13 protein-coding genes and 1 pseudogene are annotated in these 24079 nt (G+C 49.4%); 5 read left to right on the top strand and 9 right to left on the bottom strand.

The genetic code is table 11. The annotated features are described in order from the left end of the window. Nucleotides 1-1753, top strand: a 1753-nt coding sequence (locus tag F9L33_RS13105) for a hypothetical protein (RefSeq protein ID WP_226804132.1), incomplete at its 5' end; no start/stop codon positions are given. Nucleotides 1754-1911: 158 nt separating this feature from the next. Continuing rightward, the gene (locus tag F9L33_RS13100) at nt 1912-2127 is read left to right on the top strand and encodes a hypothetical protein (protein WP_152143241.1); all 216 of its coding nucleotides are present in this window, start codon (nt 1912-1914) and stop codon (nt 2125-2127) included. A 201-nt stretch (nt 2128-2328) separates the two neighbouring features. On the opposite strand, the gene F9L33_RS13095 is transcribed toward F9L33_RS13100, so the two are convergent. The 7 genes from F9L33_RS13095 to F9L33_RS13065 are packed head-to-tail and all read right to left on the bottom strand — an operon-like array spanning nt 2329 to nt 11768. After that, complete coding sequence (locus F9L33_RS13095; RefSeq protein ID WP_152143240.1) at nt 2329-2832, bottom strand: hypothetical protein; 504 nt, start codon at nt 2830-2832, stop codon at nt 2329-2331. Next, nucleotides 2825-5599 (bottom strand): 2Fe-2S iron-sulfur cluster-binding protein, encoded by a 2775-nt coding sequence (locus F9L33_RS13090; protein WP_152143239.1) that lies wholly within the window; start codon nt 5597-5599, stop codon nt 2825-2827. Before F9L33_RS13090 ends, F9L33_RS13095 begins: the two co-directional genes overlap by 8 nt. Further along, nucleotides 5596-5862 (bottom strand): sarcosine oxidase subunit delta, encoded by a 267-nt coding sequence (locus F9L33_RS13085; RefSeq protein WP_152143238.1) that lies wholly within the window; start codon nt 5860-5862, stop codon nt 5596-5598. The genes F9L33_RS13090 and F9L33_RS13085 overlap by 4 nt, the downstream gene beginning before the upstream one ends. 9 nt (nt 5863-5871) lie before the next feature. Continuing rightward, on the bottom strand, nt 5872-7125 hold the full coding sequence (locus tag F9L33_RS13080) for a sarcosine oxidase subunit beta family protein (protein ID WP_152143237.1): 1254 nt from the start codon (nt 7123-7125) through the stop codon (nt 5872-5874). After that, complete coding sequence (locus tag F9L33_RS13075) at nt 7122-7793, bottom strand: TetR/AcrR family transcriptional regulator (RefSeq protein WP_152143236.1); 672 nt, start codon at nt 7791-7793, stop codon at nt 7122-7124. The genes F9L33_RS13080 and F9L33_RS13075 overlap by 4 nt, the downstream gene beginning before the upstream one ends. Nucleotides 7794-7796: 3 nt before the next feature. Continuing rightward, entirely contained in the window at nt 7797-9356 is a 1560-nt protein-coding gene (locus F9L33_RS13070; RefSeq protein WP_152143235.1) for a trimethylamine methyltransferase family protein, read from the bottom strand. Nucleotides 9357-9359: 3 nt separating this feature from the next. Further along, entirely contained in the window at nt 9360-11768 is a 2409-nt protein-coding gene (locus F9L33_RS13065) for an FAD-dependent oxidoreductase (RefSeq protein WP_152143234.1), read from the bottom strand. A gap of 423 nt (nt 11769-12191) precedes the next feature. Between F9L33_RS13065 and F9L33_RS13060 the strand changes: the two are divergent. Continuing rightward, nucleotides 12192-12431: pseudogene (locus F9L33_RS13060) on the top strand (aminotransferase class IV); the annotation flags it as partial. 206 nt (nt 12432-12637) lie between these two features. On the opposite strand, the gene F9L33_RS13055 reads toward F9L33_RS13060, so the two are convergent. Both F9L33_RS13055 and F9L33_RS13050 read right to left on the bottom strand, forming a co-directional pair. Beyond that, entirely contained in the window at nt 12638-14464 is a 1827-nt protein-coding gene (locus F9L33_RS13055; protein WP_152143233.1) for a BCCT family transporter, read from the bottom strand. Nucleotides 14465-15172: 708 nt separating this feature from the next. After that, the gene (locus F9L33_RS13050) at nt 15173-20728 is read right to left on the bottom strand and encodes an HYR domain-containing protein (protein ID WP_193222044.1); all 5556 of its coding nucleotides are present in this window, start codon (nt 20726-20728) and stop codon (nt 15173-15175) included. Between the two features lie 557 nt (nt 20729-21285). On the opposite strand from F9L33_RS13050, the gene F9L33_RS13045 reads away from it, so the two are divergent. Continuing rightward, entirely contained in the window at nt 21286-21924 is a 639-nt protein-coding gene (locus F9L33_RS13045) for a response regulator transcription factor (RefSeq protein ID WP_152143231.1), read from the top strand. Beyond that, entirely contained in the window at nt 21921-23768 is a 1848-nt protein-coding gene (locus tag F9L33_RS13040; RefSeq protein ID WP_152143230.1) for an ATP-binding protein, read from the top strand. Before F9L33_RS13045 ends, F9L33_RS13040 begins: the two co-directional genes overlap by 4 nt. The last annotated feature ends 311 nt before the right edge of the window (nt 23769-24079 follow it).

Here is a 24079-nt window from a genome sequence, read left to right as displayed (position 1 = left end):
GTTTCCAGACGTCATGGCAAAAGCTGGTTATGGCTTTAGACAAGGTCAGGTGAGTTCAGCCGTTAATCTGTCCGCACGCCTTGCCGAAACTGTAGGTGGAACATTCACTCCCGAGAATATTAAAAAGCTTGTGAACAATGGCACGTTGATCCTGAAAGAAGGGACATGGTCGATTGATCAAAACAAAGTTCCTGGAAGAGTAAACAAACTTCCGAAAACAAGAGTACAACTCCAACCTAAGCCTGTTGTGAATAATGGGCCACAAAAAGCCACAGGAAATCCCGCAACCTTTGGTGAAAAAATCATGAAAGCCATTGGGGTGTCAAACTTCGGACCTCAAAACTTTTCAGATGCAATGAAAAAGGCGGGCATTCGATATGCCTCTGCCAAGAATGATATATCGGCCAATGACAGTGGTTATATTCTCGCGGCGATTATGGGCGGCAGCTTAAACGCTGGAGGATTAACACAGCTCCAAAGCAGTGGTATTCTTAAAATAAAGAACAATTCGTGGAGTCTCGACCGTTCCAAGCTTTCTGTGACCGCTTCTCGGCAAGCCACTGTCGGAATTTACCTCAACAAAAACCTAACCGTAAATCAAAAAAACAGACTCGTTGCAGGGCTGAAACGCAACGATACTGATAACGCGTCGCGTCATGACAGCTATAATCATTATCATTTTAACCCCGAAAAACCAGGAGAAGTGGTAAATATCCCGAAAAAGAAACTTGGCAGAAATCTCGTCGCTTTTCGCACTAAATACACTGATGGTACAGAGATCGAAACAATCTCCAAATATAATGGCCGCCGAGGGGGCTGGATCAACCAAAAAACAACAATCATGGCACCGACCCAAAAGAAAGGTGTATTTGACAAGATCACCTTCAGCTTCAATGAGAATACTAATCAAGTCCTTAATCTCGCAGTCGACAGTAAATCAGGGAAAAAATACGAACTGACACGGGTTGGTCGAATGCCCGTGATCGAAGCGGCTAATGGTTTCTTGCGAGGATCAACACAGTTTGGCGTCGACGCTGCAGAAACTTACCTGATCAATGGACAAGCGATTGATGCGCCCGCAAACACAATGTTCTCGAGTACCATAGAAACCCCTCGCAAAACAGCTGGAGAAATCCAACTAGAGAAATTGGCTGCCCCTCGGCCGGGTCAAGCGACTTATGAGGTTCGCTTTTCGTCTGGAGAAACCACACGTATCACCATAATCGAAACTGGAAACGAAAGGAGGAATAAGAAGAAGGTGAAAGAAGTCGCTGTTCCTATGGCGCTATTTCCGCCACGTCTCAGAAGCGAGGTCTTAAAAACATCAATTAGCTACGTACCATTACCTCCAGGTCACTTTGCACAAGCTACGAAGCTCCCAACTGGGCAGAAATTTATCCGAATTAGCACGTCGATGTCTAGTGACGGTTATGAAGCGTTTCTTCAAAACGCTTTAGTCCATGAAATCGCACATTTCTATCAAAGCGAGATCGACCCTCATGCTTGGTTGGATGCAATGAACGCAGATGGTCGTTCGGTTTCTGGTTATGCTAAGTTTAGTTCGGCCGAGGACTACGCTGAAACTTATACTATTTGGTACAATGTCCGAAGTGGAAACTATGACAAGAAGGTGTCTAAATCGTTCGAAGATCGCTTCAAAAATCGTTTTAACGTTTTAGATCGCACAAAGAAAGTTCATGTATTGCTGGAAAATCCACTTCCGGAGAATGGTGCTAAGGAGGAGCTAAGGTGAATCGGTCTCAAGATACCTCTGGACTTGTGTGCCCATCCGTTGAACCTATTCTTTCGCGGTTGTGAGTGGTTTTTGTTACGCTGCGGCGTCAGCGTAGCAAAAACCGGAGGGGTTCATTGAGGCCTGTAATCTTGTGGCCTGCGGTCTGGCGAGAACCCATGTGGATATCGCCAAGTTATTTGCCGCAGGCCATGATTTTCGATGGAGGCTTCCTAAGCCGCTACCTTGGCAGTCCAGCAAATTTTGCTTTTACAAAGCCCACATTATTTGAAAGTCAAAAAGCTCTTCAAAATCGACACAGCTTTGATGAAATGTTTGAACTCGCCATGGGTTTCCTCGCAAACCCTTGGAAACTATGGAAACTGGCAACATGACCCTACGCAAAACAGTGTTCAGATTGGCCTTTTCAGAGCATATGTTCGTCGTCAGAAGAGAACGAAATAAAATAAAACGCAACACTTCAGGAAAACGGCATAATTAATTTAAAGCAACATTAGATAGACTACCCGCTTTTAACAGAGACAGATTGAAGCGTACTTTTGGATGGAATTTGGCTTGGTCTATCTTTAGTCGATTTAGGACTTTATGAGCGCCGAAACCAGTGCGTCGATCATCGCATCGGCTTGGTAATCCACAACGTGGATTCGCAGAACATTTTCATTGATCCGGTAGATGAATGTTCCAAACCCAAACCAAAGCCGCGCGACTGATCTAGATGGCAACGACAAAGCTACTTCACCACCGTATCCTAAAAGGGCGTCCATATCATGGCAGCGGATATCAAATACACGGTAGCCATCGCTAACATCAGAAATAGCGAGTTCCGCGTCCTCATCCCATCCATCTATGACAGCTGGTCCATTAACTCGCAGAACTCGGTCGCGACGGACCGCCAGAGCGTAACTCGCAGCACTTTCCACTTCTGGCCAAGTGACCAAAGGCAAAGTTTCCTTTGATAGAGCGTTCGTCCCTGAAACCAATACCTGACGGTCTAATGTGACTGGCGTTATCGTTAAGCCATCCAGCTCAATCAGTTCTGACGATCGCGGTTCTGGCCAGCGAGCAGTATCGTTACGCATTTAAGCGGTCTCCATCGGTATCAAAGAAGCAAGGCGAACATATGGTGGCATTGCGGGTTTCCCCAAGGTGCCAAACGGTGACGGTTTCGCCCATTCGCGCGGCACCATTTTGAACCATTGCAAGCGCAATTGGTTGATCAAGGGTCGGGCTGAGATAACTTGATGTCACGTATCCCTGTGATTTTGGCCGAGTATCTCCATTAGTTAAATGTGCCCCCGTCGGCAGTGGACCGGAGTCATCCTCAACCTGGAGACCAACCAACTGATTACGTACTTTGGTATTGGCCTTTTCAGTGTGCAGGCTGCGATCACCGAGGAAAGCGGCCTTTTTCTTGCTGCGAGGCACGCCAAAGCCCAGATCGTGTGGCATGGTTTCACCATCGGTGTCTTTACCAACAACGATGAAGCCTTTTTCAGCCCTTAGAATAAGCATAGCTTCAAGCCCCATGAGCCCTGCGCCCATGGGCTCTGCTAGACTCTTGACGGCACCCCACAGGTCTTCGGCTTTGGATTGGCGCAACGAGAGTTCAAAACTCGAATCCCCTGTAAAGCTGACCCGCGCCACTCGTATCGGCGTACCCTGCCATTCAGTTTCGATAAAGGTCATATGCTGGAAGGCTTTAGCAGAGACATCCTCATTGGGTAGCAACGCGGCCACGATATCTCGCGCTTTAGGTCCTGTGACGGTCACTGTTGCCCAATGCGCAGTGGTATCCTGTACATAAATTCGGTCTGGATCATTACCATCCTGACGCCATGTCTCAAGATGATTGCGGACCCCGTCTACATGGCTCGAAGAGCAAGAGATCACAAAACGATTTGGACCCAAACGGGCAATCACGCCATCGTCGTAAACTACCCCACCTTCGGTCAGCATGAAGCCATAACGGATCTGCCCCGGCTTCATCGTCGCAATGGTGTTGTAATAAACGAAATTCACAAAGTCTTCAGCATCCGGCCCCATGACTTCGATTTTGCCCAATGGCGAGCCATCAAAAATCCCAGCGGCTTTGCGTGCTTGCAATACTTCTGCTCGGATGCGATCTTTGGCTTCGCCAGCGCCGTACCAGCCTGGGCGTAGCCAGCCACCGTATTCGCACAATGCAGCTCCCGCAGCACGATGGGCGTTTTCCAGCCTTAGGCGTTTTACGGGATGCAAGTTCTGGCCACGGTGGTGACCATGATACGTCTCAATTGGTACCGGTACGAACGGCGGGCGGAATGTCGTCGTGCCAATTTCAGGGATTGGTCGATCCTGAATAGCCGCCATTGCTGCGAGACCAGCCATATTCGATGTCTTACCCTGGTCATGCGCCATTCCGAGTGTGGTGTAACGCTTCAGATGTTCGACTGAGACATAGTTTTCGCGCGCCGCTAGCTCTACATCTTTCAAGGTCACATCGTGTTGGAAATCAATCCACTGTCGACCCTTACTGCCAGGCTGGGGCCACAGCGGTGTCATGTGATAACTGGTCTTTATCGCAGTTTCCGGTTCGCGTACTTTTGCAATCGCAGCGTCGATATCGAACTCACCATTGGCGGCACCAACAGCTGTAAGAAAGTCAGGACCCTTCCCCGGCACAAATACCTGACGGTTGTCGCACCAATCGAGCTTACCCCCGGCATGTCGCCACAGGTGCACCGTAGGAGTCATACCTCCAGATGCAAGGATCGTATCCGCTGAATGCAACCTGTCATCCTGCCATATTCCCTTCAGGCGTTTGGAACCCCGCGCTTTCAAAGCACCAGTAGTTGGATCAATACGGATAACTGTTGCACCAGCAGTGGTTAGTCGTGCCTCTGTACCGTCAGCCAGCGTATTGTTTGAAACAAGCGCAATGCGCCTACCCAAGAGCACATCATAACGTGCGAGATATTCTGCTGCGGCATCCACCGAGAAGATGCCTGGACGATCATTATTGGCAAAGGTGATTGGACGGTCGAGGGCTCCGGTGGCCATCACAACGCGCCCTGCTCTCATTCGGATCAGTTTGGGAGCTGTACCAAAGGCACCTTGCTGCACCAGGCCAACCAACTGGTGATCAAAGATACCAAAAGCCGTGGTGGCGGTCAGAATACGCCCGCCGGCCGCAGTTATAGCTGCAGTTTGCTCGGCAACCCAAACGTCTGGCGTTTTGCCCTCTAAGGTTTTTTGTTGATAAACCCCGCCACCCAGTAACCGGTGGTCATCTACGAGAGCAACATCTTCGCCGGCTTCGGCAGCCTTTCGTGCTGCCACCAGGCCCGCTGGACCCGCCCCTATAACCAAAACCGCGCACCGATCATGGGTTTGCTCTGAAACATAGTTTTCGAGCACATCATCGCTTACCGCGCCAAGGCCAGCCATGCGACGGATCATTGGCTCAAACAAATGCCAATCTGGCCACATGAAAGTCTTGTAATAGAACCCAGCGCTCAACCAACGGTGAAACACATCCAACCCGGCCTTGATGTCAAACTGCGCTGAAGGCCAAGCATTGACTGAACGCGCGACCATTCCCTCTTCCAGATAGGTTGTAGTGGCTGGGCAATTGGGCAATTCCACAGTGCCGAGGCGTACAGACATAACCGCATTCGGATCATCAACCCAAGCCCCCCACGGACCGCGTGGACGGTGGTATTTGAAACTACGTCCCATAACGCGAACGCCGTTGGCAAGCAGAGCAGATGCAATGGTATCGCCTTCGCGTCCAACATAACGCCGCCCATCAAAAGTGAAGTTCAAAACGCGCTCAGACACACTTCTGGAAATACGGTGGCTGCTCATGAAACATCCTTTCGCAATGGTGTGGTGCTGAGCACTTCCATCGTCACACTGTCGCGCTCCATGACAAAAAGCTCAGCACAGGTCATATGCATCCAGACTTCACGAACTGCTCCCAGCTCGTTACCTTGCGTGTGCAGGTAAGTGGCCCATTCCTCTTCGTTGACTTCACCTGTCGTGTTGGGGCGCACTTTTCCAAGCTCACCTGAGAAGTGAAATTCGCGCTCATCACGAGCACCACATGAGGGACATGTAAATATCTGCATAGCGTAGTCCTAATGTGCGATGCCTGATGCGGCACCCTCGTCAATCAAATATCCAGAGACAAAGCGGTTACGGTCAAAGGGGCGACTAATTTCGTGGTGTTTGCCAGTAGCAAGCAGATGAGCCAACAGCCAGCCACCGACTGGAATGGCTTTAAATCCTCCGGTTCCCCAACCGCAATCGAGATAAAGACCATCCAAACCAGAGGGACCAATGATCGGTGAACTGTCAGGAGTTACATCCACAATACCTGCCCAATGGCGCAGTAATTTGACTTTGCTCAGGGAAGGCATCATTTCAGCAAGCCCGCTCAGCACGGCCTCTTGAACTGGCATATTGCCGCGCTGCCCATAGGAGGGCACACGATCCAGTCCCCCGCCGATTACCAACCCTCCCTTGTCAGACTGGCTGACATAAGTCCCAAATGGCGGGCACAACACAACTGAGTTCAACACTGGTTTCAGAGGTTCCGAGACGAAGGCCTGCAGCGCGTAGGAGTTGATAGGCAACTCAACGCCGGCCTTTTTCATAAGGGCCGAGCTATGCCCAGCGACTGCAGCACCAATAGCGTCAGCGCGTATTTCACCCTTAGAAGTATTAACACCAACGCAGCGCCCAGCCTCAACAATAAACTCGTTCACTTCACAGTTCTGGATAATGTCGACACCGCCCGCATCCGCAGATCGGGCAAAGCCCCAGGCCACCGCATCATGCCGTCCAGTGCCCGCGCGCTTCTGTAGGATACCACCGTGGATCGGGAAGCGCATATTTGGTCCGAAATTCAAAGCCGGCTCAAAACGACGCACCTGATCAGCGTCAAGCAACTCGGCGTCCACGCCGTTCAAACGCATGGCGTTTAACTGCCGCGCCGCCATTTCCATATCCGGTTCGGAATGGGCGGTCACCAGCATGCCGCGCTGTGAAAACATGACGTTATAATTCAGTTCACGTGACAAGCCTTCATAGAGTTGCACCGACATGTCATACAGCGCAGCGCTTTCTGGATAGAAGTAATTCGAGCGGATCACGGTTGTATTCCGGCCTGTGTTTCCGCCGCCTAGCCATCCCTTTTCCAGCACAGCAACATTGGTGATCCCATGGTTTCTTACCAGGTAGTGCGCCGTTGCAAGCCCGTGGCCACCACCTCCGATGATCACGATATCATAGGCTGATTTCGGTTCCGGTGAACGCCAGGCGCGTCCCCAACCTTTGTGGCCGCGCAGCCCTTCGCGCAGCAAATTGAAAGCAGAATAGTGTCTCGTCATTCCATTTCCTGAGATAAGGCAAAGTCTCTGAAATCGCTGATGATTTGGGAGTTCGGTTCTTCACCAGTGAAGCCGCGTATATAACCTTCAAGCCGTGACATCCGCGTTTCCATGGGCTCACGCACTTCCAGCGCGTGATAGCCAAGCTGCATATAATATAGGATACGCGCTCTTGCGTCGGCGTCGTATTTGGAAAAGCCATGGCGTTGAAACATGGCGTCAATGGCAAGTAGTCTGTCGCGATCCGCATCGTCAATCCGACTACGCACTGTCCCATCCCGCCGTGCCCATTCACGTACAGCGAAATCCAAGCCGCGATCAAACTTGCTATGATCAATAAAGGCCCGGAAGAGGTTACAGACTGCCTCACCGATTGAATGAGCTGGCAAATCGCACGCATTCATAAGGTTCTGCGTATTTTGTGCCTCCCACTCATCCAGCAAGGCTTCCAAAAGGTGTTTACGGCTTTTGAAGTACCAGTAAAAACTCGACCGCGACACATCCAGCCGCTCACCCAAAGCCAGTACTTTGACTTCGGCCACCCCCTCGCTCACCAAGACATCGCGCGCCACGTTCATCCAGTCCTCACGGGTGACTTTCACGTGACCAACAAGTGGCCCCTTATCAGGATTGTCGCGGTGTAGTAGAGGCGTGACACGTTTACTCATAGCTTAGCTCTCCGGTGGTGCACCGCCTTCGGCGGTACGTTTAGAAATGAATGCCTCCAACGCTTCACTCTTTGAACTATCGGTTTCCGGAGGGGTGAACTCAGCTAGGATTTTTTTCCAGACTGAGGTCGCCCGTACTGACGCATTCTGTGCGCCACGTTCCGTCCATGTGCCGAAGTTCGCATAGTCGTGCACTATGGGGCTATAGAATTCCGTATTATAGCGTTCCATCGTTTGCGGGGTAGAAAAAAAGTGCCCGCCTGGGTCAACATGCCTCAGCGCATTGTCAAAGCCGATCTCATTAGCACCCGCCTGCGCGCCCGCGCACATTTCAGCGATCATGTTCAGAACTTCAACGTCGGTGATCAGCTTTTCATACGAAACGCTGAGGCCACCTTCGAGCCAACCCGCCGAATGGATGATTACAGTTGCCCCCGCCATCAGGCAGCCCCAAAGGCCCGTCTGATTTTCATTGGCGGCTTGTACATCGTTGATATTACTCGCTGACCCTGCCGCGCAGCGCCAGGGTAATCCAAGCAGGCGTGCCATTTGTCCTGCCGCCAGAGACGCTTGGAAATGAGCCGATGTGCCGAAAGCAGGCGCGCCAGATTTCATATCCACATTCGATGTGAAAGTTCCATAGGACACTGGCGCGCCCGGATTAACCAATTGCGCTAGCGTCAGTGATGCCAATACCTCGGCATGGGAAAGGGTAATTGCTCCAGCCACAGTGATAGGTGCCATTGCACCCATCAAGCAGAACGGCGTCACGATGCTCATCTGGCCGAATTTGGCATAGTCGATCAGCCCCTGTGCCATCGGAATATCCAACATGCGGGGGCTATTGGTGTTGATGATCGTATAGGTGTGGGCGTTTGCCTTGAATTCCTCATCTGAGACACCCCGGAAATCGCGGATCATCTCAAAATTATCCATCACCTGCGGTTTGCCGCGTGCAAATGTGAAAGGAAATTTGTCGGACAGCTCCAACTGTGCCTTGGTGGTGAAATAGTGGCGCAGATTGGTGGGCACATCCTGTGGCTCGACCTGCGGCGAGATCATCTGGAACACATCATAGTGCTGGGTCAGCTTCAGATACTCATTGTAGTCGCGTGCCGAGCCAGGGCGGCGTCCACGTTCTAAATCCGTCGCGTTGGGTGCTCCAGCACCCGCCTGAAAGTTCAGCCGCCCAAGTTCATATATGATATCTCGCGCCGAATTACCTGCCTTAAGCAGGATCGACTTTGGTGCGGTTTCCAGCGCAGCCTCGACAATATCTCGGCCGATGAATACCATTTCATTGTCTTCGTCAATGCGGGCTCCAGCGGCTGCATATATCTTGCGCGCCTCAGGCAGTAGCACCTTCATGCCCATTTCTTCTAACAAGCGCAACGCCGTATTATGCATGTCTGCGATCTGATGATCGGGGAAGACGTTCATAGTAGGAAATGGGTTTTTCAGGTTATGATAATCCACTTTCCGCAGAGGAGTTGCGGAGGCGGCATCTCCGCCCCTGCTTCGCCTTCGACGGGTCCGCGTTCGTCCATTATTTTCAATGCTCATTGCTTAACCTCGCATCGCATTCCCAGTTGGATCATAAGGTGATGGTGCAATCACCTTGGCCGCGCGCTCCTCGCCAACGATATGAACAGACAACTCGTTGCCTTCGCCACATTGGTCGACATCCAGCATCGCCATTGCCAGCGACTTGCCAATGGTGTGGCCGTAGCCACCGGAAGTAATAAATCCAGCCAGTTTTCCGTCTTTCCAAACCGGTTCAAAACCGCTTGCGTCGGCACCAGAGGCATCGATTTCAATGGAGACAACCTTTTGCTTTACACCAGAACCGTCGCGCTCTTTCAAAGCGGCCTCGCGACCGATGAAATCCCCTTTGTTCCAGTCGATCCAACGATCCATTCCAGTTTGTGCAGCGGTGTAACCCTGAGTGAATTCGGCGGACCAGATGCCAAAACTTTTCTCAAGGCGCAGGCTTAGCAGCGCGTTGAAGCCGACTTCGCGTAACCCCAAATCCGCGCCTGCTTCCAACAGTGTCTCGCGCAATGTGATATGCTCTGCAGCGGAGCAATGAATTTCAAAGCCTGTCTCACCCGAAACTGAAAGGCGGCCAACTTTGGCGCGCAGCATACCAATGTCGAAGGTACCGCAGCCCATGAAAGGTAACTCTCCAATAGGCCCATCAGTCAACCTTTCCAGAACTTTCAAGCTGTTCGGGCCAGTGACGCAAAAGCCAACAGTCGCATCTGACAGATCATGGATTTCAACATCGTCCCCCATATAGTCGTGGAACCAGCGCATATGCCATTCACGCAAGTAGTAACTGCCCATGATCCACCACGTGCCATCGCCCCAGTTAAAGACGGTCAGATCACCCTTAAGACGACCATCCGGTGCCAACATCGGCGCCAGACGCGCGCGGCCTGGTGTTGGGAGCTTGGAAGCCATGATCTTATCAAGCCACGCTTCTGCACCCTTACCGGTCACCTCGTAACGGGAGAAGGCCGAGATATCAATAAGACCCGCCGCTTCACGTACTGCACAGCACTCTTCGCCAACGATATCAAAGGCGTTGGATCGCTTGAGCGTTGGGGTTTCTTTGAAGTCTGCGGTCGGCGCGAAGTAGAGTGGCAATTCTAGACCATAGCTTGCACCCCATTGGGCACCAGCTGCTGTCATTGCATCATATGCACCAGCTTTCCTCAGAGGTCGACCTGCTGGCAGCTGCTCATTCGGATAAGTCATCACAAAGCGGCGCGTATAGAACTGGCCGGTTGTTTCTTTGATGAAGCGCTTGTTCTGCGCGTAGTCACCAAAGCGCGCCACGTCCATGCCGAAGACATCAGCCTCAGGCTCACCAAGGATCATCCATTCTGCCAGAGATTTACCAACGCCACCACCTTGCAAGTAACCAGCCATTACGCCGCAAGCACACCAGTAGTTTTTCTTGCCACGGACCGGCCCAACAAGCGGGTTGCCGTCTGGCGCAAAGGTAAAGGCCCCGTTGACCCAAGTTTTGACCCCTGTGTTTTGAAGGGCTGGGTAGCGTTCAAAGCCTAACGTCAGCTCTTTCTCAATCCGGTCAGGATCTTCCTGTTGCAGCTCCATGCCGTAATTCCATGGCGCACCATCCATCATCCAGTGTTCATGGTCGATTTCATAGATGCCCAGCAGAATGCCGTTCTGGTCCTGACGCATATATGTAAAACCTTCGAGATCCACAACCAACGGAAGTTCTTTATCCAGCGTTTCCACTTCAGGAATAGTGTCAGAAATCAGATAGTGATGGTTCAGTGGAGAAACTGGCAGTTCGATCCCCGCCATACGGCCCACTTGTTTGGCCCAAAGACCAGCCGCGTTCACCACGTGTTGGGCATGGATGGTGCCATTTTCGGTGACAACATCCCAACCTTCAGCGGTTTCGATCAATTCCAGCACGCGGTTGTGTTCTATAACTTCGGCACCATGCTTTTTGGCGGCAGCCGCGTATGCGTGCACGGTGCTGGTTGTGTCAACATAGCCTTCGCGGTCGGCCCACATACCACCCAAGATGTCGTGTGGCGACATAATCGGGCAAAGCTCAGCGGCTTCCTCTGGTGTGATCAAGCGCACATCGTTGATGCCGATGGACTGGAAAGTGCGATAGGCAGATTGCAACCATTCCCAACGGTCCGGGGTGCCCGCCAATGTCATACCACCGGTCATGTGCAAGCCAATGGATTGACCAGACTCTTTTTCAATCTCGCTCAGCAAGTCAATAGTATAACCTTGCAATGTCGCAATATTCGGATCTGCGTTCAGCGCATGAAAACCACCAGCGGCGTGCCAGCTGGACCCAGCTGTCAGTACAGACCGTTCAATTAAGCAAACATCTTTCCAGCCGAATTTGGCCAAGTGATACAAAACCGAGGTGCCTACAACGCCACCCCCGATAACGACCGCGCGATAATGCGATTTCATTTCAAACCTCCCAAGGATGGCCAATCGAATCTGACTCAAGTCAATTTTCTACGTAGCCATTACACATTTCTATACAGCACATTGACTCTATTGTACATCTTTGTCCATATCTATTTTGAACTGATTGCCTCAAAAAATGGAACCCTATTCTCGGCATATGCACGCAATGTCGCGACATCGGCTCACATAAATGGCAAAACACAAATTACGACGAGTATTGGGCACAGAATATTCCATAATTTCATTCTGAAACAAATACTTAGACGTCAGTTAACATTCCAATCTTTTTTCTTCGCGCCGCTTTCAAGCTTCTTCAAGCCATCCGGTACGCATTTCAGGTACAGACGAGAATAGCTCCGTGAAGGATGGAACGGCAGGGAAAGCACGTCGTCCACTGTATCCTAGTCGACGACGGCATCGACAAGCGTGTTTCTCGTACAAGATGGTATTGTCAAAACCCCAATACTTAACGGTTGTTTCCTGAATGGTCTGACGCGCCAAAGGGTTATCAATTTGCTACGTGCAGATAGTATCGAGGTCGAAGAAACCACTTTGAAAGTCGAAGATTTTGCCGAAGCAGATGAGATATTCGCGACCAGAAACATTGCAAAGGTCATACCTATCTCACGCCTTGACGATAAGAGCTGCCCATCGGCCCTGTGACGAAACGTGTGCGAAGTCTATATTTTGACTTTGCTTTGTTAGAGTATGTGACCTGAATTTCTCCGTGGCCGATGTATGTAACTTCATAGAAGCCCTTCGGTTTCAACCTCAGATTACCCGAGTATTCGAGGGGTCACAAAACCAAGAACGCCGCCTATTCAATAGGCGGCGTTTATACTTTTTTGGTTTCTGTCTGAAACGGAAGCTTACTCGGCTGGTGCCGTTTCTCCCTCAGCCGACTTAGCACGAAGCGCGTCACGGTACAACGCTTTCGCAAGTGCAATACACATCAGTCCCATTAGCATCGTGAACGGCAATGCACCAATGACCATTGCACTGCGCAAAGCGTCCATAGGATTGGTTTCGCTAGCTGCCAGGATCAACGCCCCGATCACCGCAGTCAGGATGAGACCCCAGATGACCTTGTGCCGGTTGCCGACTTCCTGATCACCACCAGACATAATGGTGTTCATCACCAGAATGCCTGAGTCCGCCGATGTAACCAGAAAGGTCAGGATTAGCACCACGCACATCACGGTGATTAGGGATAGTAAGCCGCCGCTGATCATTTGTCCAAGCGTAACAAAAAGTTTCGCAGTGTTGGAGGCACCAATAATCGCGCCCTCTGCTTCGCCGCTTAATTCCAAGTTGATCGCAGTGCCGCCCAGAATGGCCATCCATGCAAAGCAAACAAGTGACGGTGCGATCACACATCCAAAGATGAATTCACGTACGGTACGCCCCTTAGAGATGCGCGCCAGGAAAAGACCCACGAAGGGCGAGAACGCAATCCACCAAGCCCAGTAGACTGTTGTCCAAGCCGATTGCCAACCAAACTGGCGACCGTTTTCACCCGCGGCATAAGCCGCTGCCAAACTCTCTTGCGATAATGCGGCAGCATCGCCTTCCAGACCGTCAACAAACCCATCAAACGAGCCCCATGTATTGGTAGCGCCCGCGTAAAGCGAATCCGCCAGCGGTGCTGCTTCAACGGGTAAGGCCGCTGCGAACTCGGCGGCAGATTGCGGGCCATAGGCACTAAAGCTCAGTCCGATGAAATTGATCAGGTAGTCAATAAGCGCGGATACGTAAGTGCTCATTGCAAACAAGAACGAGCCAAAGACCACAAACACCAGAAGCAATACGCAAGACAAGACCAGGTTCAGATTAGACAGGTATTTAACACCCCGCCCGACACCCGACACCGCTGAGACGATCGACAACGCCATAATGATAATCAATCCTGTCAACAAACCGACGGTGCTTGGTGCAGGTGCATCTCCATTGAAGTTCATGATCCATTCCATGCCAGTGATCGCGTAAATGCCATCCACGAACTGTGATACGCCGTAGCCAATTGTGACTGACACGCCAAGGATTGTAGCAACAACACCAAGGACGTCGACGATATGGCCCAAGAACCCATTCATCAATCTACCAAAAAGCGGAGTCAGCGCGGTACGAATCGTCAGTGGCATACCACGTGTATAGGCAAAGTAGGCCAACGAAAGACCGGTGATCACGTATATGGCCCAAGCGTGGAAACCAAAGTGCATAAAGGTATAGCGGAATGCCGATTGCACTGCCTCCTCAGACTGCGGTTCAATCCCTCCAGCGACAAGTACAGGATTGGAGCCCCAAAGCCCCATGGGCTCAGCCGTGGCGAATACCATAAGACCTACGCCTAGGCCTGCGCCAAACATCATCGCGAACCAAGAGAAACCTGAGAATTCCGGTTTTTCATCTGCTGGTCCCAACTTCAATTTGCCTGTTTGAGGCAGAAGCGCAAGAACAGCCAAAAAGAAGATGAATAGCCCTACGGTCACGATGTAAAAGCCGTTAAAGCTTTGCAGTAGGCTGGTGTTCACGCTCCCCAAAACACCGTTTGCATTTGTCGGCCATACAAGCGCCCACAAAACCAATGCAACTATAATTGCCTTGCTCAGCAGAGCAATTTCCACGGAGTGTCCTTTATAAAATCCGGTTGAAGATCGATTGATCTCCAAATCGGTAAACGGTGATTTGATTGACATACTGTCCTCCCTGTCGATGTCGTTTTGCGACGTTGAAGCTGGGCTGGATGCGGGGTTCTTCCCTTCTGGTAAGAGCTAAGCATTTGCCGCACAAACCAGTTTCCTAATTAGTTGCCCTTAAGCTAACGCCCTAGACACAGGTGCCTATTAAGTACCTATAGTTGATTGTACATTACTGTTCAATACAAAATTTATAGCAACACAAGACAGACTACCCGCTTTTAACAGGGACAGGTTGAAGCATACTTTTGAACGGAATTGGCTTAGCCCTAAACAAAAGCGATTTTGGTATGGAGCCTTAGGAACAATCAACAAGAAGTATATGGCAGCTATTGCCAGTGCCATACCAAACGATATTATTTTCGAGCGCGACTTGTCATCAAAAGCTGTCATTCATCCAATAATTTAGTTCCGTATCGGCCCTAATGGCAATAAATCCGCCAAAATGGCAAACTTGCCTGACTTTTTACATTTGTGTGGAAAGCACATTAAGTTCACCATTAGGCAGCATGTAACCCATTGTTTTTATTAGAGTAGAAAAACGATTGGGTAAAACACACTGCCATTTTGGTTAAATTGCTTAGCCATTGAACATTAAGAAACATTCGATATTAGCGATCTCAATGTCAGCAATGGGGTACAAAGCGGACATTAGCGAATGGCGGTCAAGTGAGCATAAACAAAACGAACTAATCTAATTAGATTACGTTAAAATTCCAGAGCATATAGCAGACTAATACCGTGACTGCTAAATCCACCTTGTCCTATACCATCTAAATACACATCAATATCAAGCTTATGCTGAGTACCAAGCGCATATCTGATACCTACATCCAAGCGTGACCTAAAACCTTCAAATTCTGGAACAACGGTAACTGCAGCTCCACTACCAGACGTCTTTGACCATATGCCTGATAGCCCACCTGTAAAATGCAGTTTACCAAAATCAATGGGAACATCATAATCCCAATCCATACCAATATTAAGTTCACTCAAACGGATACTTTGATCTGGGATCAGATTTCCAAGCGTATCCATATAAGCCAGTTGTTCATCACTCGTATGTTGTAGTCCCAACCGCGGTGTTAGTTTCAAAGCATCATATTGCATATGACCGCTTATCTGTCCTGTGATTAAATACCGCTCCGTTTCAAAGCTATCAGTGTACGTCCCAAAAGGTGAAATTCTGTTGTTCGTTTGGCCGTAAAGGACGCTCCCATCAAAAAACAAAGGATGTTTTGGGTGTTTGGTTGCAAAATATGGACCAAACAACCAACCGTCGCTACTAGTCTGTGCCGCTCCGTCATTATCGTTAAGATGATCGAACTGTAGCATTGCGCCAATCAATGTATTTTCTGATATCTTGCGATGGCTACCAATCACACCAAACAGATAATCACTTTCTGCAGTTCCAATCTCTGTGCGGTTCCCTTTGATTTGGAACCACACACTTTCATCGCCACGGTTTGCTATATTAACGTCTGCAAAGCCATTTGAAACATCGAGCTTAAAGACGCCCTGTTGTTGTCCAACTCCTGTTAGAAATCCACTTATATTCGGCTGGTTCGACAGCAAACTATTTGCGCGCCTTTGTAAGGCACCCGCAATCAGTTCGCTTGTGCGCGCAGCACTGTTAAACTGTGTAGTTTCACTAGAACCAATCAGCATGTTACCCGCAGGGTCAGTGGCAACGCCGTCAGAAACGGCTATGGTCACATCAGAAAGCGCGTTTGGTGTAATCGTTCCTTGGTAAGAGCTTCCGCTTCCTGAAAATCCACTCAGAACACCGCCTGAAATGTTTACATCCACAAGGCTAAAACCAATGACCGTTTCAGAAAAGGAAAACCCAATGTTGAATGGTGCGTTCGTTGTAATCGTGTCTGGAACACCTGTGATGGTTAAAACAGGCGCATCCGTTTCACGACTGAAACTTGCTAAGTTCGATGCTGTATTTAAATTACCCAAACGGTCAGCGATTTGATCGGCATTTAAAATAACCGAAACATCCCCAGGGCTAGATGGCGTTAATGAAATTGTGTAATCTTGCCCTGTGCCCGCCAGTCCGATCACTCCATTCACAACTGTAAAGTTATTCGCCACCAGCCCAGTCACATCTTCTGAGAACGTAACCGTCGCATCAAAAGGCCCGCTAATTGAACCTGCGAGTGCCGATATAACCGCAGCCGGCCCTGTGCCATCAAACTCGGTCTGCGCCTGAACATCAGCCGCCATGGGATTACCCGCCAAATCGGTTAATGTATTTGCAGCGACATTCAGAGTGATGGTTCCATCCGTATCAGGTGTAATTAAAGCGCGGTATGATCGAGTAGATATAATCTCAAAACCTGATGCTGTTCCGCCCGTAACATCGATATCGGCAACCGCGAACCCCATTACATCCTCATCAAAATTGAACGTTGCCGTAAAGGCAGTATTTGTTTCTGTGGGTACACCAGAGATTGTCAAAACGGGTGGTGTTGTATCTGGGTTAGCGGCATCTCTGACGATAACATTGAACTGCGCTTGTACCGCAGCGTTTCCAGCGGCGTCTTGGACATCGGCCGTTACAACAGTAGTCCCAATTGGGAACGCAGTACCAGAGGCTTGTGATAAAACCACACTGCTAGACACATCACCATCCACAGCATCAATCGCGGTCACTCCAAATGTCGCAATCGCCGTGGTCACCCCAACCGCCGCAACCAAATTCACATCAGCAGGCACGGTAATAACAGGCGCTTCTGTATCATTCACTGTAACCGTAAAACTTTCTTGCAAAGCTGCAATGCCATCACTGTCTGTGACATCCGCAGTCACTGTGGTCACACCAACGGGAAAGGCTGTGCCAGAGGCTTGGGAATACACAATCGAACTGCTCAAATCTCCATCCACACTATCCGTCGCTGTCGCTGCAAAAGCCACAACAGCTGTGGCTTGCCCTGCATCCGTAGACACCACAATATCTGCAGGAGGTGTTATTGTCGGTGCTGCGGTATCACGCACTGTGACGGTAAAACTGCCCACGGTTTCATTCCCCGCGGCATCTCGCGCGGTATATGTCACGGTGCTCACACCAATGGGAAAGGTGTCACCAGAATTGGCGGTGGAGGACAAAGTTGCACCAACATTATCCGTCACAGTTGGCTCAACCCAAGTCACAATAAGCCCTGTGCCAGTTGCCGAGTTCAGGTCAATATCTGTAGGTAGCCCAACGATCACTGGATCCTCGGTATCAGTCACAGTCACCGTGAAGCTGGCTTGCGTCGCGGCATTGCCACTGCTGTCCATCACATCGGCTGTCACTGTAGTCACACCAACAGGGAACGTGCTGTCTGAAGCTTGAGATAAGACAACTGATCCACTGATATCCCCATCAACATCATCCTTGGCCGTTACTGTGAAATTCACAACCGCATTGGGTTGGCCTGCATCAGTGGATACCACAATATTCGCAGGAACCGTGATAACGGGTGCTGTTGTATCTGGTGAAACAATCACAAGCTTTGCCAGATCAGCAAAGGCGCCAGTTAACTCCACACCATTCACGTCGCCAACTGCAACACCAAAGACGGGAAACTCACCTGCAGGGGTTGCGATTGTGGTTGTTATGGGAATGTCTACCGAACAAGATGCATTTGCGGGCACAGTGCCCCCTTGGGCGGCAACACCTGTAAAACTGGGCGAAGCAGTGCCCATAAATCCTGTGCAGGGGCCAGACACAACAGGCGTACCCGCACCCAATCCTGTAATTGTCAGCGGCGCACTTACCGAACCAACAAAGGCTGCAATGCTCGCATCAATTGCATCCATATTATTCGGGTTGGTGACGGTGATGCGGTATGTGCCTGTATCACCCACATCAATGGGGCCACCCACAAGCGCACCTGTTACCCTCAGAACATTTGCTTGGTTCACAACCACATCGAAACTTTCAGAAGTTTCATTGCCCGCAGCATCGCGGGCTGTATAGGTCACCGTGTTAAGACCTACTGGGAAAGCATCACCAGAATTAGCAGTGGATGTAAAACTGACCACGCCCACATTATCGCTGGCCGTTGGTTCTGCCCATGTCACTGGGGCTGTTGTAGCACCTGATGCCGCTGTTGCCGTCGCAATGGTTGGCAGGTTGGATATCACAGGCGCCTCGCCGTCTGTCACAGTCACATCAAACTGGGCTGTGCCTGTATTTCCCGCACTATCCGTTGCACTGACATCCACCGTTGTGACACCCAACGGGAAGTCATGGGGGCTGGTAATCGGCGTGCCTGCTATGGCGAATTCGGGGGCAATCACCTCGCCTGAATTATCTGTGACCGTGGCATTTAGCGAAACAGAATTTAGCGTCGTTGCAATATCAGATGCTGTAATTATTGGTGCGTCAACGTCATCGACACGAACTCTAAAGCTGGCCTGTGTGGCTGTATTTCCCGCTACATCGGTGGCATCGATAGTGACCGTTGTATCCCCAATCGGAAAATCAAATGGACCAGTTAAAATAGTACTGCCAATCCTAAACAGTGGTGTAAGTCCAGCATCTACATTATCCGTGACGGTGACACCCAGTGTCGTTACATCCAAATTTGAGGTGCTTATACCAGAAGTCATCAAACTTTGGGTTGCTGGCACATTATTAATCACAGGCGCATCCGTATCAGCGGTGATAGTAAAGGGGGCAGTGACCTGAGGGCCTGAACGTTCAACAGCGTCGACCGTTGATCTTATGGGGCTCGTCAAATTGCTGAATACGCCTTGCGCTGTTGTAACGGGCACAGTCAAACCAATGTCAAACGTACAGCTCTCACCAGCGTTCAACCCAGCAGTTCTTAGAACCAAGAAACTTGGACTCGTAAGCGTTGCGCTGGATCCGATACCACAAGGATTCGCAGGCAATCGTGCCGTATCTATGAATACAGATCCAACCACAAAGGCAACATCATGTTCAAAACCGATAGCAGTCACAGGTTGCGCAAGATCACGTAGAGATAAGGTATAACGCAAAGTTCGCGGCGCACCTGCTGCAGCTACTTCTGGTAAGACAGAAAGGGTTAGCGTTGCCAATTCTATTGGCGGTTTCACAGTAACCTTGAACGTTTCTTGGATTGCAGCATTTCCAAGCGTATCTACAGCATCAACGGTGACTGTCGTGTCACCAATCGGGAAATCATACGCACCCGCGAGTTCGAGACTGCCAACCATAAATACAGGTGTCACGGGTCCATCTGTGTTGTCTATCGCGGTGATACCCAGTGTCGTTACATCCAAGCTTGCTGTATTTTCACCCGAATTGGCCGTCAGGATTTGATCCGCAGGAAGGTTAGCAAAGAGCGGCCCTTGCGCATCATTTACAGTGTATGTGAATTCAGCAGCAGCACTGGACAGCAATTGGCCCGCTGAAAAGGTACGTAAATCACTGGTCAATTGAGTATGATCAGCTGTAAGTGCTGAGTTTGGGACGTTTAGTCTGATGTCAAAAGAACAGCTTTCACCAGCTGTTAAATTGCCGCCACGCAAGCCAATAAAATTCGGTGATAATAGGGCAATGGATGACCCTGCACCGCAAGGGTTTGCGGGAAGACTGGTAGCATCTAAAGTAACACCTGCATTTAACGCATCCACATCATTCGAAACACTATGTTCGAATGCAAGATCAATGGCGTTTTGCGCAGGATCAGGCATCGTAATCGTATAGCGCAATACGCGATCGACACCAGCATTTGCCACAGGTGGGGTAACTGTGAGCGTCATTTGGGCGGGAACAACAGGTGCGCCTGCGATCAGCCCTTCACCCGTAATATTAAATGTATAAACACCTTCATCTGCATCATTATTTCGGATCGTAACCGTTGCGTTTCTGGTGCCTGTTGCGGTTGGTAGAAATCCCAACTCAAAAGAAGTAGACGTTGCCGGAATATCAAATTGTCCGCCGCCAAGGGATGCTGGAAGGTCGCGAAGGACTGAAAAATCACCCGCATGCTCACCCGTGATTTCAATTCTGGGCGCACCAGTGAAATTAAGAGCGAGATTGCCCAAATTTTGAACATCAAATTGACGCGGATTTGGTGTGGAACTACCAACCTCTAGAAATCCAAACGTTGGAGTGATGCTTGTACCATTGGGAAACGAAACTACTTCAATTTCTGGTGGCGCTGGTGGGCTGTTGAATTCTTGACCATTCACAACGGCACTAATTGTTCCAGAGGGGTAATTGACCTCCAATTCAGCGGTGAAATTCGAACCCGTACCAAAAATCGGTGTGTAGGTCACATTAAATCGACACGTAGCATTTAACAGTGAATTACATAAAAGCGCGACCCGGCTGCTTAACGTTGGTCGAATATCACAAGGGCCAGAAATACATGATGCTGCAGTCGGAACATAATCAATACCGGTCCTATCCCTAATCTGTGTAGTAAGACCCGTTGCAGTGGCATTTATTCCGTCATCCAACGCATCCGTTTTCCGCTGAAGTAAAAGAAACTGTCCAAAATTCGGAGGCTGTAAACCAAATGAACAGGTCCCTTGCCCCAAAGGTTCGGAATTAACAACAAGTGTATCGGAAAAAAAGTTTTCACAACTCACCGTCGCATGTGCCGATTGAGTTGTGTTCAATAATGTGAATACCGTTACGAAAATAAAGGTACATATAACGTACAGATGTCGTATCCATACGACACCACTCACCAAAGACTTATAAAACGTATTTCCCCTCATGATGTAAACTTACGTTAGGTTAGGATATGTTCCTATGTGTGGATTCACACATGTGATATCTGTGCATCTCTGCTAGATTGCTACTAACATCAGTGAAAAAGGCTTTATCCGTGTCCGACCACCCAGTCCTGATCATCGAAGATCGCCCCGACATTGCCGCACGTTTGCGCGATGCGGTTGCTGCGACCGATGGGATTGTGCTGGCGGGACATGCAACCACGCTGGATCAAGGCATCAACATGCTGTTCGATCTGCGCCCCCGTGTGGTGTTGGTGGACATCGGCCTGCCCGATGGATCAGGGATCGATGCGGTGCGTGCCTGTGTTCAGGCCGATTGGGATGTAGATGCGATGATCGTTTCGATCTTTGGGGATGAAAGCCGTGTGATTGAGGCCATTCAGGCAGGTGCAAAGGGCTATATCCTGAAAAGCGGCGCGATGACGGATATTGGCACAGATATACATGCCGTGATCAACGGCGGCAGCCCGATCAGCCCACAAATTGCGCGTCATTTGCTGGCGATGGTGGATAGAGCCCAGACAAAGCAGATGCCAGAGATCACATTAACCCCGCGTGAAGTGGAAATCCTAACGGCTGTGGCACGTGGTTATAAACGGCGTGAGATTGGCGAACAGTTCGATATTTCCACAGGAACCGTTGGCAATCACATCAGTAACATTTACCGTAAGCTGGAAGTAAGCTCTAATACAGAAGCAATTGCACAAGCGACGAAAATGGGAATTCTGTGAACTGGCCTAATATCAAATTATTCATTGGCATTTCCGCATGGGTCACAGTGCTTCTTACTGTTCTTTTGTTTTTTAACGTTGGTCGGATTGACCCTATTGAGGGCGCGTATTTGGTGTCTGACGGGCAGCTCTGTACAGATGGGGAGTGTGCAGCACAATCTCTGCCGTATCATTCCAAGATGCGTAATGATGTGGGCGTAGAGCGGCAAGATTTACAGTTTACTGTGACATTGGATAAAGCACCCAATATGGTGCAGGCTTTATACATCCCCAAACTTGCAGATGACGCGCAGATTACGCTGAACGGACATGCATTACGGGTGTTTGATACTGGGATGGAAGCGCCAAAACGTTACTGGAACCATCCAGTTTTTATCACAGTCCCCGCATCGCTTTTGCTGGCAGGTGCAAATACTGTGCAATTTACATTGGCAGGCTATCCGCAAGAAGGCGTTGATCTTCACCCATTCTATCTGGGTGCTGCTGCGGTTTTAAAGCCTGCCTATAACTGGCGATATGCCACCAGCGTCTATGCCGCGCGGTTTGGTTTGGGCATTATGCTTATTTTGTCAATTGCATTGGGGGCGTTGGCACTTTCGCAAAAGATCAACCACACCTATTTATGGTTGTGCTTGTCTTGTGTCGTGGCTTGTATCTTTTTGGTGCATTACAGCATGGATACCAGCCGCTTGCCCTATAAATACTGGTCGGGCTTATGGCCCTTTTCGGTATCAGCCTATGTCTATTTGCTCTTAAAATTCTCCAACCGTTTTCTGGATGCAATCATACCCAGCCATGAACGTTTGTATTTGATATTTTTAAGCCTGTATGTGTTAAGCATTTTAATAATCCCCGAAGCCTATGCCTTTACACTTGCAACCGCTCTTGGATTTGGCACAGCTGTTTTCGCTATGAGTATTCTTATGGTGTTTTGGCGCAACCGCTCAAAAATCAAACAAAGGGATTTCTATTTATTTTTCACCTGTTTGTCTTTGTCTGCAGCACTGGGATTTTACGCTCTGTGTTTCCATGTTCTGAATTTTCCAATTCGCAATCAACCACTGTTTCACTTTATGCCCATTATCATGACTTCTGTCTGTTTGTGGTTGATCATTTCCGACTTGATCCAATCCCTGACGCGGTATGAAAGCCTAACACTTTCACAACAGCGCGTGATTGAAGAAAAAACAACAGAATTAACAGAGAGTTTCGAAAAACTTGCCATTGCCGAAAAAGGCAAAGTGATTGATGAGGAACGTAAACGCATCATGCTGGATTTGCATGATGGGTTGGGTGGTCAGCTGGTCAGTGCTTTGGCCTATATGGAGAATAAAAAGGTTACAGATACCACTTTGAAAAAAGCCTTAGAAGACGCTCTACGCGATCTAGCATTAATGTTGGACAGTTTGGAAACAGAAGACAGTATTTCGACACTTTTAGGTATGTTACGCACAAGGCTAGAAGATCTGCTGGCAGAACATGGCTTGGAGTTTAACTGGCAAATTGCCGATGAACCCAAGCTGCCGCAACCAGGGCCATCACAAAACCTGAACCTTCTGCGCATTGTTCAAGAAGCAATCACGAATGTCATTAAGCACGGTGAAGCCACACATATTACCGTCGCATCGGATGCAACATCAGTCACTATTAGTGACAATGGTAAAGGGTTTGATTTAACCAAAGTTAACCAACAAAACTCTGGGCATGGAATAATGGGAATGCAGCGTCGCGCAGATCAGATTGGTGCCGAATTGGAACTATCAAGTTCATCGAACGGATCGAGTATAAAGTTAATTTGGCCATCCATATTTCCTGTAAAATGCCACAAGGTTTTGCCTTTTTGATGCAGACCTTTGCCTTTATGGACACATAGCTTTGCCTTTGGGCAAAAAATGCGTGAAAGATAACCCCTCGATATTAAATCAGCTTTCGGCCCTAAGCCGACATCAGCCCCGGCTATTTGAAATACTACAACCTCCGCAAAGCAGTCATTCTCTGTGCCTAGAAACTTGAATATTAAGTTGGTAGCAGTTCGTGTTTTAAAGTTGAGGGTTGATATTGTCGGATCCAAATGGGTAAAATGACTTAAAGAAGAATGGAAGATCTACGGCATTCCCTTTAAGGATTGTACGACATATCTATACGTATTTTCGAA

The sequence above is a fragment of the Amylibacter sp. SFDW26 genome, from assembly GCF_009184395.1.
Lineage (GTDB): Bacteria > Pseudomonadota > Alphaproteobacteria > Rhodobacterales > Rhodobacteraceae > Amylibacter.
The sequence above is the reverse complement of the archived record's forward strand: the minus strand, read 5'-3'. Positions and strand labels throughout refer to the sequence as shown.

Coding starts and splice junctions, on each gene's coding strand:
- F9L33_RS13100 (WP_152143241.1), top strand. CDS start 1,912: ATGTGGATATCGCCAAGTTATTTGCCGCAGGCCATGATTTTCGATGGA.
- F9L33_RS13095 (WP_152143240.1), bottom strand. CDS start 2,832: ATGCGTAACGATACTGCTCGCTGGCCAGAACCGCGATCGTCAGAACTG.
- F9L33_RS13090 (WP_152143239.1), bottom strand. CDS start 5,599: ATGAGCAGCCACCGTATTTCCAGAAGTGTGTCTGAGCGCGTTTTGAAC.
- F9L33_RS13085 (WP_152143238.1), bottom strand. CDS start 5,862: ATGCAGATATTTACATGTCCCTCATGTGGTGCTCGTGATGAGCGCGAA.
- F9L33_RS13080 (WP_152143237.1), bottom strand. CDS start 7,125: ATGACGAGACACTATTCTGCTTTCAATTTGCTGCGCGAAGGGCTGCGC.
- F9L33_RS13075 (WP_152143236.1), bottom strand. CDS start 7,793: ATGAGTAAACGTGTCACGCCTCTACTACACCGCGACAATCCTGATAAG.
- F9L33_RS13070 (WP_152143235.1), bottom strand. CDS start 9,356: ATGAGCATTGAAAATAATGGACGAACGCGGACCCGTCGAAGGCGAAGC.
- F9L33_RS13065 (WP_152143234.1), bottom strand. CDS start 11,768: ATGAAATCGCATTATCGCGCGGTCGTTATCGGGGGTGGCGTTGTAGGC.
- F9L33_RS13055 (WP_152143233.1), bottom strand. CDS start 14,464: ATGTCAATCAAATCACCGTTTACCGATTTGGAGATCAATCGATCTTCA.